This is a genomic window from Thermococcus aciditolerans (assembly GCF_008152015.1).
Lineage (GTDB): Archaea > Methanobacteriota_B > Thermococci > Thermococcales > Thermococcaceae > Thermococcus > Thermococcus celericrescens.
Window position 1 is genome coordinate 325,723 of the sequence record NZ_CP041932.1, and the last position, 14,780, is coordinate 340,502.

Genomic DNA, 14,780 nt, shown 5'->3' on the forward strand with positions numbered 1-14,780 from the left:
CCGCCCCAAAGGGGGAGGCTTTCAAAAGAAAAATGTAATTTCCAGCCGAAATCATTAAAAACAATTAAGAGTATATTAAGAATTGAGCCCGTGAGAATGATCGGGCGATGAGCCACACTAGCATGAAGTCCCGTTGGGGACGGAGTTGGCGGGCCCTTCGAGTGGTGGCCCTGGCAGACCCTTATGAAGCAGGGGACGCACCGTGGGAGGGGCTCGTGCACGAAGACCCACGTGAGGTATTGCATTTTCGATAGTGGGTGCAATATCGCTAAAGAATGGGGTTAGTTCAGCTTTCTGGAGGAGTGGTTTGAGGTTTTGATACCTTTCCGGAAACTTCCTGAGATATGATGTGCGTTCTCGTTTTGGCAATTCTGAAATATGTTTAAGTCAGGATGCTCTCCGGTTGAATTCAGGAATGTTAGCTTCGTTTATTATCACAAGTGAGCATATCTTGCGTTTCCCGATGATTCTGTCGAGGGCTATGATTATATCCTTCATTCCACCACCAGCCAGCTCGGTCTCTTTTCTGCGGGAATCAGCTCGGCGAGTTCTTTGAGTTCCTCGGGAGTGAGAAGGTAAACTTCCTCTGGAAGCTCGGCCTTTGAGGGAACGTAGATAAGCCTCTGCTCAATGTTATAGACTTTGCCCATTTTCTTCTGCCTTTTGATCTGCTTTCTCACCTTAACCTTGAGCATCGGCTCCACCGATATAATTTAAAAGGCTTCCATTATAAATCTCTCTACCGTAGAAATGGAAGGTAGAAGTCACATCGTTCTTTCCCTCTGAACTTCACTCCAGCCAGAGACATCTGAAGCTTGTGTTAGGACGGCATTATCCAATGCAATCCTGCAAAAGTTTTTTGAATAACCGTGGATTCTTACAGTGAGGCCACCAGGTGTCAAAAATGCTCGCAGTTAAAGTCCCCAAGCGGGAAGCTGAGAAAGTCAGGAGAAAACTAATCGACCTCGGCGTCCTGGCTAAAGGATACGCCGTCAAACGGGAGGGTGAGTTTATATTCTTCCCGGTCACGGGGCCCGTAGAGCGCTTCGAGCTCGTCGAGGCCGAGTTCGAGAGGCTTGAGAGAAAACCCCACAGCTATCGTGAAGTCGTTGAGGTTCCGGACGAGGTTAGGGGGCTTCTTCCAAGCTCCTTCGACATAATCGGCGAGGTTGCGATAATCGAGCTTCCGGAGGAGCTGATGCCCCACGGAAAAGCAATCGGCGAGGCGATTCTCAAGGTTCACCGCCACATAAAGGCCGTCTTCGCCAAGGGGAGCAAGATTTCTGGAGAATACCGTGTGAGGGAGCTTATTTACCTCGCCGGCGAGAGGAGAACGGAAACCCTCCACCGCGAGAACGGGATAAGGCTAAAGCTCGACGTTGCCAAAGTTTACTTCTCCCCCCGCCTGGCCACGGAGCGGATGAGGATTTTCGAGAAGACCCAGCCGGGTGAGGTTGTCTTCGATATGTTCGCCGGGGTCGGGCCGTACGCGGTGCTTCTGGCTAAAAAAGCAGAGCTCATCTTCGCCTGCGACATCAACCCCTGGGCGATTCGCTACCTTGAGGAGAACATCAGGCTGAATAAAGTTGACAACGTTGTTCCTATCCTTGGGGACGTTCGAAAGGTAGCGGGTAAAGTGCAGGCCGACCGCGTGATAATGAACCTCCCCAAGTTCGCCGACCGCTTTCTCAGAGAAGCCATGCTGAGCGTTAGGGACGGTGGAGTGGTCCACTATTACGGCTTCGGCCCGGAGGAAGACCTGTTCTCAGAGCACGAGGCGAAGATTAAGGCGGTGGCGAGAGAGCTCGGCTTCACCGTTGAAATTCTCGAGCGGAGAAAGGTTCGCCCCTACGCGCCAAGGCAGTTCAACATCGCGATCGACTTTCAAGTACTGAAGTAAAGAGAAAAAGGGATTAAATGTTGCCTATCCTCTGAAGGACCATCCCCTCTATTCTTATGGGTTCGGTTCTCCTTGCAAAGACTATCGCCTGGTCGAGCCTGGCCTCGCTCTCCGCGTGGATTGTGAAGAGCGGGTCGCCCTCCTTGACCTTCTCCCCAACCTTGACGTACAGCTCGATTCCCGCGCCTTTGTCCTCCGGTGCCCCTGCGGCCCTGGCTATTCCCGTGATGGCCTTGTTGTCTATGGCGGTGATGTAGCCGCTGGTCGGTGCGGTGAACGTGTAGGTCTTGTCGCCAACCGGGATGTCTTCCGGCTTGATGTCCGGGTTGCCTCCCTGCTCCTCTATTATCTCGCGCATCTTCTGGTAGGCCTTTCCGCTCTCGAGTATCTCGCGCGCCATCTTCTTTCCCATTCCCGCCGGTGCAACACCGCCCATCTCCAGGAGGACTCCGGCGAGCCCGGTGGCCTTTTCTATAAGGCTGCCAGGACCGGTGCCTGCCATAAGGGCCTGGAGTGCCTCCCTCGCCTCGAGGGCCGGGCCAACGGTGTGTCCAATCGGCTGTCCGCCGTAGGTTATGGCCACCTCGACGTACTGACCGAGCCTCTTGCCCAGCTCAATGAAGTCCCTCGCCAGGGCCCTGGCCTGGTCCACACTCTCGACCTTGACGCCCTTGCCTGTGGGAATGTCGATGAGAACGTACTGGCTGCCCATGGCGTACTTCTTTGACATTATGCTGGCCAGCATCAGACCGGTCGGGTCAATGCTGAGAGCGCGCTCCGATTTGATGGTTATGTCGTCGGCCGGGGCGAGGTTGAGGGCACCGCCCCAGACCATACATGCGCCTATCTTCTCCACGATGCGCTTTATCTCGTCGAGGGAGAAGCTGACGTCCGCGAAGACCTCCACGACGTCCGCCGTTCCGGCCGCGCTGGTTATTGCGCGGGAACTGGTCTTAGGGATGGTGAGGCCGGCGGCGGCAACGATAGGCACGACGAGGATGTTGGTCTTGTTGCCGGGGACGCCTCCAATGCTGTGGACATCCATTATTGGCTTTCTGTCTATGTCGAGCATATCGCCTGTCTCGGCCATGGCTATTGTCAGTGCGGCTATCTCGTCCATATCGAGGCCGTTTATCTCAAGCGAGGTGACGAATGAGCTTATCTCAATGTCGCGGAGCTTCCTGTCAACGATGTCCTTGATTATCGTCTCTATCTCCACCTTCCGGAGCTTTCCTCCGTTCATTTTCTTCTTTATGTAGCGGACGCTCTCGGGTGTGCCGCTCGGAATGACAGTGACCACCTCACCCTCCGAGAAGCTGTGAAGCTGAAGAACGTCCCTGCTTATTCCTATCTCTCCCTCCTTAACAAGACTGCTTATGACTACGCTACCATAAACCGTTTTCTTGCCTGCCTCAAGCTTTACGAGATCATCCGGGTGAAGCTTGGCCTTCATGGCCTCTTTCTCATTTATAAAAACCGAGTATCTCCCGCTGTACACATCCAGTATCCTGACCTTCACCTTCACTTCCATTCCCTCCTGCGAGTTTAGTTCCTAGTATTGTGCGGAAGAATACTTAAACTTTTTCAACTGATGTACGGGAAAAACATTTTAAAAAATGGATGGGGTCTTGCAGGATAATGTAGAAATCATCTGCTGAGGCCATGAACCTGTTCTGTAATCCCCTGGTACTCGCCCTTGAGCTCACCCGTTCTGAGGAGAACTCCAACGATGTCGCGGGCGATTTCCCTGACTGCAGGCGGCAGAAGTCCATCGCCCCTCAGGTAGTAGCTCACGACCTCACTCAGGGGGGCGCTCACGAGTCTGCCCCTGAAGACGCGGACGGTCCTATCATCGACCTCGACTATCCTGTCTGGATAGCCGAGCCGGACCTTCATAACAGCCCACCCCCATTTTAGAGTTAATAGAACAGACCTTTTAAAATTTAACGCCCCAAAAATGTTTAATAACAAAATGGTTAAAAAGCTCAGAGGTTCCTGACTTCCTCGTCAATGGACTCTTCGAGGGTCTTTTCCCACTCCTCAACATCAAAGTCTATGAGCTCGCTTTCGAGGTCCTCCTTGAGGCTTGAGACGCGCCTCTTGAGAGCGCTCTTGGTCTCCTCGTCGTAGACGACGTAGTAGGGGTTGCTTTTGGCGGAGTAGTAGAGCATCAGAAGGATTATGTTGAGGATTACGAGGATGACCACGGCTCCATACACGAGGGCGTCGGCCATCACTTCTTCCCTCCGAAGAGTGCCTTAAAGACCCTCTTTATGGGGCTCTCTGGCTCGGGTGGTTGCCACTTGATTCCCGCAAGTTTGGCCGCGAGCTGTTTGATGGCTATTGCAGAGGGGCTGGTCGGGTTCTTGATTACCAGGGGGACACCGTAGGCGCTTGCACGCTTGACTTCGGGATCCTCGGGTATCACCGCCAGAACCGGAACCTCAAGAATGGCCTCTATCTCCTCCTGGGTGAGTTCGGTCTTCTCGTTGGTTACCCTGTTGAGTATCGCTCCGAGGGGGAGTGTTCCGAGCTTCTCGGCGATGAGCTTGGTTTTAAGGGAGTCCGTGATCGCGGATATCTCGGGGTTGGTAACGATTATGAGTTCCTTGCCTATAAGAAGGGCAGTGACGGATGTCATTTCGAGGCCGGCGGGGGCATCGATGAGGACGAAATCCGCCATCTGGCCTATCTCCCTGATGAGCTGCCTGAGCTTTTCCGGCTTGGCCTTCTTTATCTTCTCCAGGCTCAGTCCTCCCGGTATGACCTTGACTCCTGCCGGGCCCTCGTAGATGGCGTCCTTGAGGTCCGCTTCGCCCGCCAGAACGTCGTGGAGGGTTATTGGAATGTCCTCCATTCCAAGGACGAGGCTCAGGTTCGCCATCGTGATGTCCGCGTCCAGCAGAATGACCTCCTTTCCGAACTGGGCCAGAGCAACACCCAGGTTTGCAACCGTCGTTGTTTTACCAGTTCCACCTTTTCCAGATGCAAAAACAATTGAACGGCCTTCCAAAGTTAACACCTCCGGTGTAAAGCGCTAACGACGCTTTCCCGCGATAATCACTGTGACCTTCGATTTTATACGGAGTATTCAGTTTGCGTGTATGAACTATGCTGGCAATGCTTTTATTTTTTGCGGTTCATCTAAAGACGTGGGAAAAAGATAGAAGAAAAACTATTCGTAGTTCACTCCTCTCCCGCCTTTGCCCTGGCCTCGGCCTCCAGCTTCTCCTGGACTTCCTTTTCAAGCTTTACCTTGGCCATCTCTGCGGTGTCCGCCAGGCTCCTGAAGAGCTTGAGCATCTCCATCGGGAGCGGCAGGATGATCACGTTGCTCTTGTCACTGGCAACATCGCTTATGGTCTGGAGCGTCCTGAGCTGAAGGGCCATCGGGTGCTGGGACACTATCTCAGCGGCGTCGCGGAGCTTCTCAGCGGCCTGGCGCTCCGCCTCTGCAAGAGTTATCCTGGCCCTCCTCTCCCTCTCGGCCTCCGCCTGCCTGGCCATGGCCCTCTGCATGCCGCTCGGTAGCTCAACGTCCTTAATCTCGACCGTGCTGACCTTTATTCCCCACGGATCGGTGGCCTCATCGATGATCTTCTGGAGCTGGAGGTTAAGCTTCTCCCTCTCGCTCAGCAGCTCATCGAGGTGGGCCTGGCCGATGACGCTCCTCAGGGTCGTTTGGGCGATCTGACTGGTGGCCATTATGTAGTTTGCCACCTGGGTAACCGCCTTAACGGGATCAACCACGCGGAAGTAAACGACGGCGTTGACCCGGACGGGAACGTTGTCCTTGGTTATGGTCTCCTGCACCGGCACGTCAAGGACGCGCGTACGGAGGTCCACTATGACCGCCTTCTCGAATATTGGAATGATGAAGAACAGTCCGGGACCCCTTGCTCCCACGACCCTACCGAGGCGGAATATAACCGCCCTCTCGTACTCCTTGACTATCTTTATGGCCGTTGCCAGTATAATCAAAACAAACAACAAAACAATCGAAATAACCACGGTACTTGCCATTATGGCCATTCATTCTCCCTCCTTTACTCCCCCAACTTTTTCGACGATGAGGGTTAATCCCCTGACTTCAACAACTTTGGCCTTCCCCCCGACCGGAATTCTGCTCCCATCCCGGCTCTCTGCCTTCCAGAGCTCCCCGTGAAGCTTGATGACACCCTCGGGATCGACGTCTTCCACGACCTTCCCGACTTCCCCGATGAGCTCCTCCTTCCCAGCCTCGGGCTTTTTCCGGTGGGCCTTGACCACAGTGGCCGCACCGAAGAGGAAGAACAGCCCGAGCAGTATTGCCATGACCAGTATCGCTATACGCAGTACTGAGTACGTCTCACCCGTCACCAAGTACTCACCTCCAGCTCCGGTTCCGCTGAAGAGCAGAATGCCCCCTATGACAAAGGTCACAACCCCCGCAACTGTGAACAGGCCGAAGGTCGGCGTCAGCGCCTCGGCTATGAAGAATATTATCGCTAGGACTACGAGGATCAGGCCCGCGCTGTGGTATCCGAAGTAGCCCAGTCCGGTGAGGCCGAGCACTAGGAGTATGGCCCCTATGGTTTCCGGCACGTGCCAGCCGGGGGTTAAAAAGCCGAATATCAGCCCTATGAAGCCTATGTTCAGAAGGAGGTACGCTATGGTTGGGTCGGTTATGTACTTTACAACTGTGTCCCTGAAGGATGGCTCCAGGTAAACCACGTTTGCGTTTTTGATGTGCAGCACGACCTTCCCCTTTCCCTTGACCGGCATCTTTGTCTCCATGCCGTCGGCTTTCTGGAGGAGGTCGTCAAGGTCGGTCGCTATAACCTCAATGACCCCGTACTTCATGGCCTCCTCGGGGGTTACGCTCCTGTCCTCGGTTATAAACTCCGCCGCGAGCGTCTCGTTCCTGCCGCTCATCCGGGCCAGCTCGCGGAGGTAGGCCACGTAGAAGTTGGTTATCTTCGGCGGGGCTTCGACGATGCTTCCGTTCTGGCCGTAGCCGAGTATCGGCCTGCAGGCCCCTATCACCGTCCCCGGGGCCATGGCGATGAGATGGGAGCTCAGGGCGATGTACGTTCCCGCGGATGCGGCCATTCCGCCCGAGGGGTAGACGTAGATGATAACCGGGACCCTGGCGTTCTCAATCCGCGTTACTATCTCCTGCATGGCGTCGGCCCTGCCGCCGGGGGTGTTCAGCTCGATAATTATGGCGGAGGCATTCGCATCCTCCGCCCTGCTTATGTATCTATCGAACTGATCGACTGTATAACCGGTTATCATTCCATCGACCTTTGCAACGTAAACTGTGTTCCCCTGTGCGTGTACTCCCGGCTGAAGAACGAGCACTATGAAGAGCACCAGTGCCGCTAGCGCAACCTTGGGCCGCATACTTACCCCCTGATATCAGTACTACTAAAGGGTTTAAATCTTTTGCCTGCCTTCCAAAAGTGATTTATATGTTGTGCGGGAATTCAGTAACATGGGGCTGAAAACTCTGGCCAAGCTCTACCGCGTCGCCAGGGGTGATGAAAAGGTCGCGAGGGCCTGGGAGCTCGTCCGTGCGGCCGCCGGATACAGCCTGCACGAGCCGTACTGGGACTTCCTGAGGGAGAACTTCGAGGTTCGTGCGGAAGAGGTTAAAGAGGCCATGCGCTTCCTAGAGGAAAGGGGCGAGCTTCAAATCAAGCGTTCCGTTGACGGTAGGAGGCTCTACGTCTCGACCCTAAAGGATATAAGGAAGAACCCCGTTAGGCTCGACCGATGGCTGGGATTGACCTGAGGAAGACCGCGGGCGAGATGATACGCAACGGAACGTGGAAGTTCGAAGACGGTGTTTTCTACCAGGCGTTTGAGAGCGGTATCGCTGGCTACGATGGGGAGAACTTCATTCTTCCGGATTCGTGGGGCAGAGGGGAGAAAAAGTCCGCGAAGGAAAAGTTGTCCTTTATCCTCGGCCTCGACACGGACCTGGATTCCTTCTACGCCGAGATAAGCGACTCTCCCTTTGCCTTTCTGATTGACGAGTTCAATGGTTTAGTCGTTCCCGCCTCACCGGACACTTACCAGGCGTTAGTTGAGACGATAGCCCAGCAGCAGGTCAGCTTCGAATTCGCCCAGCGAACTATCGTGAACCTTGTGAAGCTCGCGGGCAGGCCGGTAGAGGACTTACACGCATTCCCCACCCCCGAGAGAATAGCGTCTCTGGGCGAGGAGGAGCTGAAAAAGGCCAAGCTCGGCTATAGGGCTGGTTACATAAAGTCCCTGACGGAGCTTTATTTGGCCAAAAAGCTCGACCTCGAACTCTGGGACTGGGGCGTTGAGGATGCCATCAGATACCTCACGAGGTTCCGAGGAATAGGGAAATGGAGTGCGGAGCTTTTCCTGGCCTACGGTCTGAGAAAGAACGTCTACCCCGCCGGAGACCTTGGGCTCAGAAGGGGGATAGCAAAGATTTTTGGGAAGCGGGTTAAGGAAGTCGGGGAAAGGGACGTGAGGGAGGTAATCGAGCCCTACAAGGAATGGAAGGGGCTTTTGGCGTTTTATGTTCTCTGCTACAACAGGAAGACCGAGATGGAGAGGAAGAGAAAATGAGAGAGGTTAGGATTATCCTGGAAAAAGAGAGATTCAAGGCCCTGAAGGGGCGCGATATCAGTGCCCTCCTCCGTGAAAACCTTCCTCGGGTGGAGGATACCCTGAAGGCCGAGCGCGAGGGGGTCCTTCTTGAGAAGATCGCAAAACTCGAGGAAAAACTTCGGAAGATGGAAGGGGAGATAGGGGAGCTTAGGGAATTCTATGAGAGGGCTTTGAGGGACAAGGAGCTCATGACAGCCGAGCGTGAGAGGCTGAGAAGGGAAAACGAGGAGCTCAGGAAGAAGGTTGAGGAGAAGAGGAGAGAGCTTGAGAAAGTTCACGGATCGTGAACGAGTCGTTCAGGGAGTGTGAACGGGATGAAGCTCATCATCAAGCCGAACAAGGGCTTCGGAAAAATTGAGGTCGAGATAAACGAAGAGCTGTGGGGCGAGATAGAGCGTCTCGGCGAGAGATATGGCGTTTCTCCTGAGAGTGTCATCGAGATTGCCCTACGCGGCGAGTTCCGTGAACCGAAGGGGAACCTCGAGGAGCTTGAGAGGAAGGCGAAAGAGCTTGAGGAAAGGACGTGGGAGCTTGAGAAGGAGTACGCCCCGCTCCGCTTCAAGGCCTACGGCCTGAGCGAGGACAACAGGATACTCGCCATCGAGCTCTCGGGCCTAATAGCCGAGAACAGCCAGCTTAAGCGGTTCCTGAGGATGAAGCCCGAGCGCAACCTTGAGCTGAGAAAGCTTATATCCTACTACCTCCAAGGTTGAACCGCGGATGATGACAGCGAATTGCGCGGATCGGTGAAGAGCAACGCTATCTGACGCCGTCCCGGGCGGGCCGTGACGATTCCAAGACGGGCTGAACCGCTTCGCGGTTGTGACGTACCCTATGAGCGCCGAGCCCGTCCGGGGCGTTTTCTCCGGCGCTTCTTCTTCGGTATCAACCTCACCGGGCTGCCGCAATCCGGGCAGATTCCCTCCGGCGGCATCTCTGAGAAACGCTTTCCGCAGCCGATGCAGACGTAGTTCCAGCGGATGACTCGCTTTATCCCGCGCTTCAGGGTTCTGAACTCTATCCCGAGGATTTTCGCTATGTTCTGCAGGTTGTAGTCGTCGGTGAACAAGGTAGCATTGAGCTCGTACGCGAGGGCTAAAACCTCAACGTCCGCCTCGCTCAGCTCCCCCAGCTCGCCTGTCTTTCTGGCCGCTTCCCTTATCGCCTCAAGGCTCTCCTTTGAGGGGACGAGGACCTTGACCTTTCCGGCGCTTATCAACCCCTCCAGAAAAAGCCTCGACTCCGGGTCTTTAACCTCATCAACGACCTTCGGCGTCGTGAAGCCCTCGACGTCTATCCCCTGAATGAAGACCGCCGCATCTATGACCTGAACCTTCATGGCCTAAACTCGGAGAAACCCTTTTTTAGATTTCCGTCGAAATGAAGCCGGTGGTGCGGATGAAGGTTGACCTGAACTCGGACCTCGGCGAGAGCTTCGGCCGTTACAAGCTCGGCCTCGACGAGGAAGTCATGAACTACATCACGAGCGCCAACGTTGCAACGGGCTGGCACGCCGGCGACCCGATAGTCATACGGAGAACTGTAAGACTTGCGAAGGAGAAGGGAGTGGCCGTTGGAGCGCATCCAGGCTATCCGGATTTGCTCGGCTTCGGGAGGAGGTATATGAAACTCTCGCCCGAGGAGGCGAGGAACTACACCCTCTACCAAATTGGTGCTCTCTACGCCTTCACGAGGGCTGAAGGAATCGAGCTCCAGCACGTTAAGCCCCACGGGGCACTCTACAACGCCCTCGTTAAGGAGGAAGAGCTCGCGAGGGCGGTCATCGAGGGGATAGCGGACTTCGATAGGAACCTGATATTCGTGGCCCTCTCCGGCTCAAGGTCGGCAGAAATAGCCGAAGAGATGGGGGTTAAGGTTGCCCACGAGGTTTTCGCAGACAGGGCTTACAACCCTGACGGAACCCTCGTTCCCCGTTCGAAGCCGGGAGCGGTCATACACGAGGAGGAAGCGATAGCCGAGCGCGTGGTCTCGATGGTCAAGGACGGTGGAGTCAGGGCGATAAACGGGGAGTGGGTCGAGCTGAAGGCTGACTCCATCTGCGTCCACGGAGACAACCCGAAGGCCGTCGAAATTGCGGCGCGGATAAGGAAAGTCCTCGAGGAGGAAGGGGTTAGGGTAGTGCCGATGAGGGAGATCGTGCGGTGAGAATATGCAACCGACGATAAAACCTGCCGGCGACTCGGCGCTGCTCGTATCCTTTGGTGAGGTCATTGACGAGGAGGTAAACGCGAAAATACACGCTATTGCCGACGCGGTGGAGAACGCTGACTTCGAGTGGCTCGTTGAGGTGGTGCCGGCTTACTCGACGGTCTACATCTTCTACGACCCCCTCAAGGTGAGCTTCAGTGAAGTTAAAGAGGCCATTGAGCCCTTCCTCCAGGTTTCACCGGAATCCTTCAAGGGAAGGCTCGTTGAGATTCCCGTCGTTTACGGCGGCCGGTACGGTCCGGATATCGGCTTTGTGGCGGAACACAACGGCCTGACCGTCGATGACGTTATCGAGATACATTCCAGGCCGACCTACCGCGTCCACTTCCTCGGCTTCCTGCCGGGCTTCGCATATCTCGGCGGCATGGACGAGAGGATAGCGGCTCCAAGGCTCGAAAAACCCCGCCTGAAGGTTCCCGCTGGCTCGGTAGGGATAGCCGGAAGGCAGACTGGCATTTACCCCCTCGAAAGTCCCGGCGGCTGGAGGCTCATCGGAAGGACTCCGCTCAGGCTCTTCAACCCCGGGAGGGAACCTCCGACCCTTCTAAGACCGGGTGACATTGTGAGGTTCGTTCCCATCGATGAGTCGGAGTTCAGAGAGCTCTACGAGGCCGAATGGGGGGAGGGAGATGATTGAGCTCCTCAACGTCCCTTCACTCCTCACCGTCCAGGACTCCGGTAGAAGGGGCTACCGAAAGCTCGGCGTTCCGGTTTCGGGCTTCATGGACGATTACTCCGCGAGAACAGCGAACTACCTCGTCGGAAACCCTGGTGATGCGCCCCTCCTTGAGTTCCTCCTCGCCGGGCCAACCATCCGGTTCAACGCCTCCTGCGTCTTTGCGGTTGTTGGAGACGTTAACCTCAGACTCAACGGCGCGTCCATAGAACCCTGGATGAGCCACTGGGCGAAGAGGGGCGACGTCCTTGAGGTTGGCGCTTTGAAGGGCAGGCTCTACGGCTACATAGCCTTCGCTGGCGGGATAAAGTGTGAACCGCTCCTCGGGAGCTGCTCGGCCTATCCCAAGGCCGGCCTTGGAAGGCCGCTGAAGGCCGGGGATGTGTTAAACCTCGGCTACGCGATACTAACCGGGAAGGATGGGAGATACCTTCCTCCGGAGCTGAGACCAGACTATTCGACTAAGGAAAAGACCGTCCGCGTCGTTCTCGGCCCCAACCTCGACCACTTCACCGAAGAGGGAATAGAGACCTTCCTGAGCGAGGTCTACACGGTAACACCGGAGAGCGACAGGATGGGCTACCGCCTCGATGGAAAGGCCATAGAGCACTCGGAAAAGGGTGCAGGGATAGTGACCGACGCCATACCGACCGGTGCGGTTCAGGTTCCGGCCAACGGAAAGCCGATAGTGATGCTCCGCGATGCCCAGACGACCGGCGGCTACGCGAAGATAGCCGTCGTTGCAGCGGCTGACCTCCCCTTGGTCGCCCAGAGCCGGCCGGGGGAGAGGTTGAGGTTTGAGGCGATAAGCGTCGACAAAGCCCGGGAACTGCTGATTAGGCGCGAGAAAACCCTGATGGCCATCAGGGATTTCCTTGATGGGAAGATGCGTGCCTACAGGATCATGGCGGGGGGAGAAGAGCTGATTGCGTTCACAAAAGTGGAAAGAAGGGGTTAATCCTTCTTGCGCATGACCTTGACGTGCTTGTAGGTCTTGCCGTTGCACTCGACGTCGCCGAGGATTTCTATTATCTTTACGTGGTCGCCCTCGAAGAGGCCCTCGGGGCTGAAAAGCTCTGCCTTCTCTGGGTCGCTGCACTCCTCGAACTTGAGCTGTATCACCGAGCCTGCTATCGCCAGCCTCGGCTCTATCGCTACTTCGATGCTGGGCTCGACGACCTCGACGACGCGAACCTTGCCCTCGTGAAGCGGGCAGGAGTGTGAGGGCATGCTCCTCACGCGGAGGATTTTGTATCTCCTGCCGGGTTCGAGGTTTCCGACGCAGACTCCTGCGAGCTTGCACGTCTTGCACGGTTCTGCCGGGCCGTAATATATGAACTCAACCCCTGGTCTTGCCAGCTTTTCCCCAACTAACGTGATTATTGCCATTTCAAACACCTCCGTTTTGTGAAGCGGTGATCTTCAGATGACTCCGGTGATTTTAGCGGCCTTCTCCGCTGCCTCTCGCGTGAGGCCGTCCTTTCCGAGGATCGTGTATCTCTCGGGCCGTATCGTGTGGGCAATCGTGAGGGCCTCGATTATGTACTCCGGGTCGATCCCAAGCTCGTATGCGTTAGTTGGCGCCCCCACCCTCTTTAAGGTTTCCCTAACACGTTCCCACTTCATGCCGTGAAGGTAGGCCATTATTATCGTCCCCACCCCGACCTGCTCGCCGTGCAGGGCCGGTTTCGGCGCTATGGCATCGAGCGCATGGCTGAAGAGGTGCTCCGCACCGCTGGCCGGCCTCGAAGAGCCCGCTATGCTCATGGCCACGCCGCACGAGATGAGGCCTTTCACCACCTTTCTCACGCTCTCCTCGTTGCCGAGGCGTATTATGTCCGCGTTCTTTATCACCATCTTGGCGCTCATCAGGCTCAGCAAGGCCGCGTATTCGCTGTAGTACTCACCCTTAATGCGGTGGGCCAGCTGCCAGTCCTTCACCGCCGTCAGGTTGCTTATCATGTCGCCCACGCCTGCCGCGAGGTAGCGGTAGGGGGCGGTTTTTATGACCTCGACGTCCGCCACGACGGCTATGGGAGGCACCGCTTTGACCGAAGTCTTTGCTCCGATGTCCTTTATCGAAGCGTTGGCGCTCGCTATGCCGTCGTGCGAGGCGGTGGTTGGAAAGCTGATGAAGGGAACTCCCGCTTTGAAAGAGGCGAGCTTGGCGACGTCGATTATACTTCCGCCGCCGACCGCTATGAGCCAGTCAAATTCACCGCCCCTGATTTCATCGAGGGTCCGGTTCACCTCCTCCATCGTCGCACCCTTAACGGTGAGGCCATCTACCTCGTACTCCCCCGAGAGGTTCTCCTCGACCTCCCTGCCCGCTATCTTTTTTGTGTGTTTTCCATAGAGCACGAGCGCTTTTCTTCCCAGGCCGATCCTCTTCGCGACGTTCACGACCTCTCCCTTGAGATTCTCGCCGAGCAAAACCTCTCGCGGGAGCTGCATCAGGTGCACTTTTCTCACCACCCCTAACCCTAAGGTGGGAAAAGCTTTAAGGCTATCGGAACAACCGTCTATGGTGGTCAAATGGGGCTCTACGAGTTCTTTTACGAGTACTTCATCAGGCCCATACAGGAGAACCAGGGTTACAACCCCGTGAATACGGTTGTCTACGCTATAATCCTGGGCATAGCGGTCCTGCTGCTGTACAAGATGCTCAAGCGAATGGAAATCAGGGTTGATGGCCGCTTCTTCAAGGCCCTCGTCCCGTACATAGTACTCGGCCCGCTGATGAGGAGCATGACGGACGTCGGAGTCCTCCCCAGAACGTACCTCACCGTGAGCCCCGGCGGCTACTTCGTCATAGCGGCCTTTGCGATAGCCTCCCTGTACATCGTCTGGAGGCATTGCCCGGGTGAGAAGCTCTACCCGCTCTACCATGACTTCGGCTGGGTGCTGGTGGGGGGACTGCTCTTCCTGCTCGTCATAAACCTCGACAAGGTCAGCTTTAACTGGGAGGTTTTCAAGTACTTCATTCCCGCCCTGGTTATAGCGGAGGGGGCGGTATGGCTGCTCGCGAAGAAGGTCCCCGTTATCGCCGACAACAGCGTCCTTTTCTACACCCACTTCTACGACGCGACCACCACGTTCGTTGGAATTCAGTTCTTTGGCTACTGGGAGCAGCACGTTCTCGCGAGGTGGCTCATAGACACCTTCGGAACGGCGGCGATCATGTACCTCGAAAAGTTCCTCATCCTCCTTCCAGTGGTCTGGATACTCGACAGGTGGATGGCCGATGAGGATCCCGATCTGATAAACTTCGTGAAGCTGACGGTGTTCATCCTCGGCTTCGGGCCGGGAACGAGGAACCTGCTGATAATGCTGATGGGTGGTTGA

The 14,780-nt window shown here is 55.9% G+C and carries 19 protein-coding genes; 9 read left to right on the plus strand and 10 right to left on the minus strand.

Annotated features, from left to right (window positions below; translation table 11 throughout):
- Window positions 1–494: 494 nt before the first annotated feature.
- Complete coding sequence (locus tag FPV09_RS01715; protein ID WP_148882144.1) at window positions 495–695, minus strand: t26-17p; 201 nt, start codon at window positions 693–695, stop codon at window positions 495–497.
- Between the two features lie 209 nt (window positions 696–904).
- Between FPV09_RS01715 and trm5b the strand changes: the two genes are divergently transcribed.
- Entirely contained in the window at window positions 905–1,900 is a 996-nt protein-coding gene (gene trm5b, locus FPV09_RS01720) for a tRNA (guanine(37)-N1)-methyltransferase Trm5b (protein ID WP_148882145.1), read from the plus strand.
- 13 nt (window positions 1,901–1,913) lie between these two features.
- Here trm5b and FPV09_RS01725 read toward each other — a convergent pair whose 3' ends face one another.
- The 6 genes from FPV09_RS01725 to FPV09_RS01750 all read right to left on the minus strand — a co-directional run bounded on the left by FPV09_RS01725 (window position 1,914) and on the right by FPV09_RS01750 (window position 7,285).
- Window positions 1,914–3,425, minus strand: a complete 1,512-nt coding sequence (locus FPV09_RS01725) for an AMP phosphorylase (protein WP_148883600.1) — start codon at window positions 3,423–3,425, stop codon at window positions 1,914–1,916.
- 122 nt (window positions 3,426–3,547) lie between these two features.
- On the minus strand, window positions 3,548–3,796 hold the full coding sequence (locus FPV09_RS01730; RefSeq protein WP_058939460.1) for a hypothetical protein: 249 nt from the start codon (window positions 3,794–3,796) through the stop codon (window positions 3,548–3,550).
- A gap of 89 nt (window positions 3,797–3,885) precedes the next feature.
- Complete coding sequence (locus FPV09_RS01735) at window positions 3,886–4,134, minus strand: hypothetical protein (RefSeq protein WP_210411146.1); 249 nt, start codon at window positions 4,132–4,134, stop codon at window positions 3,886–3,888.
- Window positions 4,134–4,913 carry a cell division ATPase MinD gene (minD, locus tag FPV09_RS01740; RefSeq protein ID WP_058939462.1) on the minus strand — a complete coding sequence of 260 codons (780 nt, stop codon included), beginning with the start codon at window positions 4,911–4,913 and terminating at the stop codon, window positions 4,134–4,136. The genes FPV09_RS01735 and minD overlap by 1 nt, the downstream gene beginning before the upstream one ends.
- Window positions 4,914–5,086: 173 nt before the next feature.
- Window positions 5,087–5,932 (minus strand): slipin family protein, encoded by an 846-nt coding sequence (locus FPV09_RS01745; RefSeq protein ID WP_148882147.1) that lies wholly within the window; start codon window positions 5,930–5,932, stop codon window positions 5,087–5,089.
- A complete protein-coding gene (locus FPV09_RS01750) occupies window positions 5,933–7,285 on the minus strand; it encodes an NfeD family protein (RefSeq protein WP_148882148.1) in 1,353 nt (450 codons plus the stop codon).
- 91 nt (window positions 7,286–7,376) lie between these two features.
- On the opposite strand from FPV09_RS01750, the gene FPV09_RS01755 reads away from it, so the two are divergent.
- The 4 genes from FPV09_RS01755 to FPV09_RS01770 are packed head-to-tail and all read left to right on the plus strand — an operon-like array spanning window position 7,377 to window position 9,243.
- A complete protein-coding gene (locus FPV09_RS01755) occupies window positions 7,377–7,676 on the plus strand; it encodes a hypothetical protein (RefSeq protein WP_148882149.1) in 300 nt (99 codons plus the stop codon).
- On the plus strand, window positions 7,658–8,488 hold the full coding sequence (locus FPV09_RS01760) for a DNA-3-methyladenine glycosylase family protein (RefSeq protein ID WP_148882150.1): 831 nt from the start codon (window positions 7,658–7,660) through the stop codon (window positions 8,486–8,488). Before FPV09_RS01755 ends, FPV09_RS01760 begins: the two co-directional genes overlap by 19 nt.
- The gene (locus tag FPV09_RS01765) at window positions 8,485–8,817 is read left to right on the plus strand and encodes a hypothetical protein (protein ID WP_148882151.1); all 333 of its coding nucleotides are present in this window, start codon (window positions 8,485–8,487) and stop codon (window positions 8,815–8,817) included. Before FPV09_RS01760 ends, FPV09_RS01765 begins: the two co-directional genes overlap by 4 nt.
- A 27-nt stretch (window positions 8,818–8,844) precedes the next feature.
- Window positions 8,845–9,243 (plus strand): hypothetical protein, encoded by a 399-nt coding sequence (locus FPV09_RS01770; RefSeq protein WP_148882152.1) that lies wholly within the window; start codon window positions 8,845–8,847, stop codon window positions 9,241–9,243.
- A 119-nt stretch (window positions 9,244–9,362) separates the two neighbouring features.
- On the opposite strand, the gene FPV09_RS01775 is transcribed toward FPV09_RS01770, so the two are convergent.
- On the minus strand, window positions 9,363–9,869 hold the full coding sequence (locus FPV09_RS01775; protein WP_148882153.1) for a type II toxin-antitoxin system VapC family toxin: 507 nt from the start codon (window positions 9,867–9,869) through the stop codon (window positions 9,363–9,365).
- 59 nt (window positions 9,870–9,928) lie between these two features.
- Between FPV09_RS01775 and FPV09_RS01780 the strand changes: the two genes are divergently transcribed.
- From FPV09_RS01780 to FPV09_RS01790, 3 genes are read left to right on the plus strand one after another with little or no spacing between them, the layout of a single operon-like run.
- Window positions 9,929–10,696, plus strand: coding sequence for a LamB/YcsF family protein (locus FPV09_RS01780; RefSeq protein WP_148883601.1), 768 nt, complete (start codon window positions 9,929–9,931; stop codon window positions 10,694–10,696).
- 4 nt (window positions 10,697–10,700) lie between these two features.
- Window positions 10,701–11,396 carry a 5-oxoprolinase subunit PxpB gene (gene pxpB, locus FPV09_RS01785; protein WP_148882154.1) on the plus strand — a complete coding sequence of 232 codons (696 nt, stop codon included), beginning with the start codon at window positions 10,701–10,703 and terminating at the stop codon, window positions 11,394–11,396.
- Complete coding sequence (locus FPV09_RS01790) at window positions 11,389–12,393, plus strand: 5-oxoprolinase subunit C family protein (RefSeq protein WP_148882155.1); 1,005 nt, start codon at window positions 11,389–11,391, stop codon at window positions 12,391–12,393. The genes pxpB and FPV09_RS01790 overlap by 8 nt, the downstream gene beginning before the upstream one ends.
- Here FPV09_RS01790 and FPV09_RS01795 read toward each other — a convergent pair.
- Together FPV09_RS01795 and FPV09_RS01800 are read right to left on the minus strand one after the other, a co-directional pair.
- The gene (locus tag FPV09_RS01795; RefSeq protein WP_058939473.1) at window positions 12,390–12,824 is read right to left on the minus strand and encodes a UPF0179 family protein; all 435 of its coding nucleotides are present in this window, start codon (window positions 12,822–12,824) and stop codon (window positions 12,390–12,392) included. The two genes, FPV09_RS01790 and FPV09_RS01795, sit on opposite strands and share 4 nt — an antisense overlap.
- 33 nt (window positions 12,825–12,857) lie before the next feature.
- A complete protein-coding gene (locus FPV09_RS01800; RefSeq protein ID WP_148883602.1) occupies window positions 12,858–13,898 on the minus strand; it encodes an NAD(P)-dependent glycerol-1-phosphate dehydrogenase in 1,041 nt (346 codons plus the stop codon).
- A gap of 72 nt (window positions 13,899–13,970) precedes the next feature.
- Here FPV09_RS01800 and FPV09_RS01805 point away from each other — a divergent pair, with 72 nt between their 5' ends.
- Window positions 13,971–14,780: a DUF63 family protein gene (locus FPV09_RS01805; protein WP_148882156.1), complete on the plus strand. Its 810-nt coding sequence runs from the start codon at window positions 13,971–13,973 to the stop codon at window positions 14,778–14,780.

Bases quoted from the DNA above. Each gene is read 5' to 3' on its own strand.
- FPV09_RS01795 (WP_058939473.1), bottom strand. From the start codon at position 12,824: ATGGCAATAATCACGTTAGTTGGGGAAAAGCTGGCAAGACCAGGGGTT.
- pxpB (WP_148882154.1), top strand. From the start codon at position 10,701: ATGCAACCGACGATAAAACCTGCCGGCGACTCGGCGCTGCTCGTATCC.
- FPV09_RS01770 (WP_148882152.1), top strand. From the start codon at position 8,845: ATGAAGCTCATCATCAAGCCGAACAAGGGCTTCGGAAAAATTGAGGTC.
- FPV09_RS01765 (WP_148882151.1), top strand. From the start codon at position 8,485: ATGAGAGAGGTTAGGATTATCCTGGAAAAAGAGAGATTCAAGGCCCTG.
- FPV09_RS01745 (WP_148882147.1), bottom strand. From the start codon at position 5,932: ATGGCCATAATGGCAAGTACCGTGGTTATTTCGATTGTTTTGTTGTTT.
- FPV09_RS01715 (WP_148882144.1), bottom strand. From the start codon at position 695: ATGCTCAAGGTTAAGGTGAGAAAGCAGATCAAAAGGCAGAAGAAAATG.
- FPV09_RS01760 (WP_148882150.1), top strand. From the start codon at position 7,658: ATGGCTGGGATTGACCTGAGGAAGACCGCGGGCGAGATGATACGCAAC.
- FPV09_RS01775 (WP_148882153.1), bottom strand. From the start codon at position 9,869: ATGAAGGTTCAGGTCATAGATGCGGCGGTCTTCATTCAGGGGATAGAC.
- FPV09_RS01750 (WP_148882148.1), bottom strand. From the start codon at position 7,285: ATGCGGCCCAAGGTTGCGCTAGCGGCACTGGTGCTCTTCATAGTGCTC.
- FPV09_RS01755 (WP_148882149.1), top strand. From the start codon at position 7,377: ATGGGGCTGAAAACTCTGGCCAAGCTCTACCGCGTCGCCAGGGGTGAT.
- FPV09_RS01730 (WP_058939460.1), bottom strand. From the start codon at position 3,796: ATGAAGGTCCGGCTCGGCTATCCAGACAGGATAGTCGAGGTCGATGAT.
- FPV09_RS01790 (WP_148882155.1), top strand. From the start codon at position 11,389: ATGATTGAGCTCCTCAACGTCCCTTCACTCCTCACCGTCCAGGACTCC.
- FPV09_RS01780 (WP_148883601.1), top strand. From the start codon at position 9,929: ATGAAGGTTGACCTGAACTCGGACCTCGGCGAGAGCTTCGGCCGTTAC.
- trm5b (WP_148882145.1), top strand. From the start codon at position 905: ATGCTCGCAGTTAAAGTCCCCAAGCGGGAAGCTGAGAAAGTCAGGAGA.
- FPV09_RS01805 (WP_148882156.1), top strand. From the start codon at position 13,971: ATGGGGCTCTACGAGTTCTTTTACGAGTACTTCATCAGGCCCATACAG.
- FPV09_RS01735 (WP_210411146.1), bottom strand. From the start codon at position 4,134: ATGGCCGACGCCCTCGTGTATGGAGCCGTGGTCATCCTCGTAATCCTC.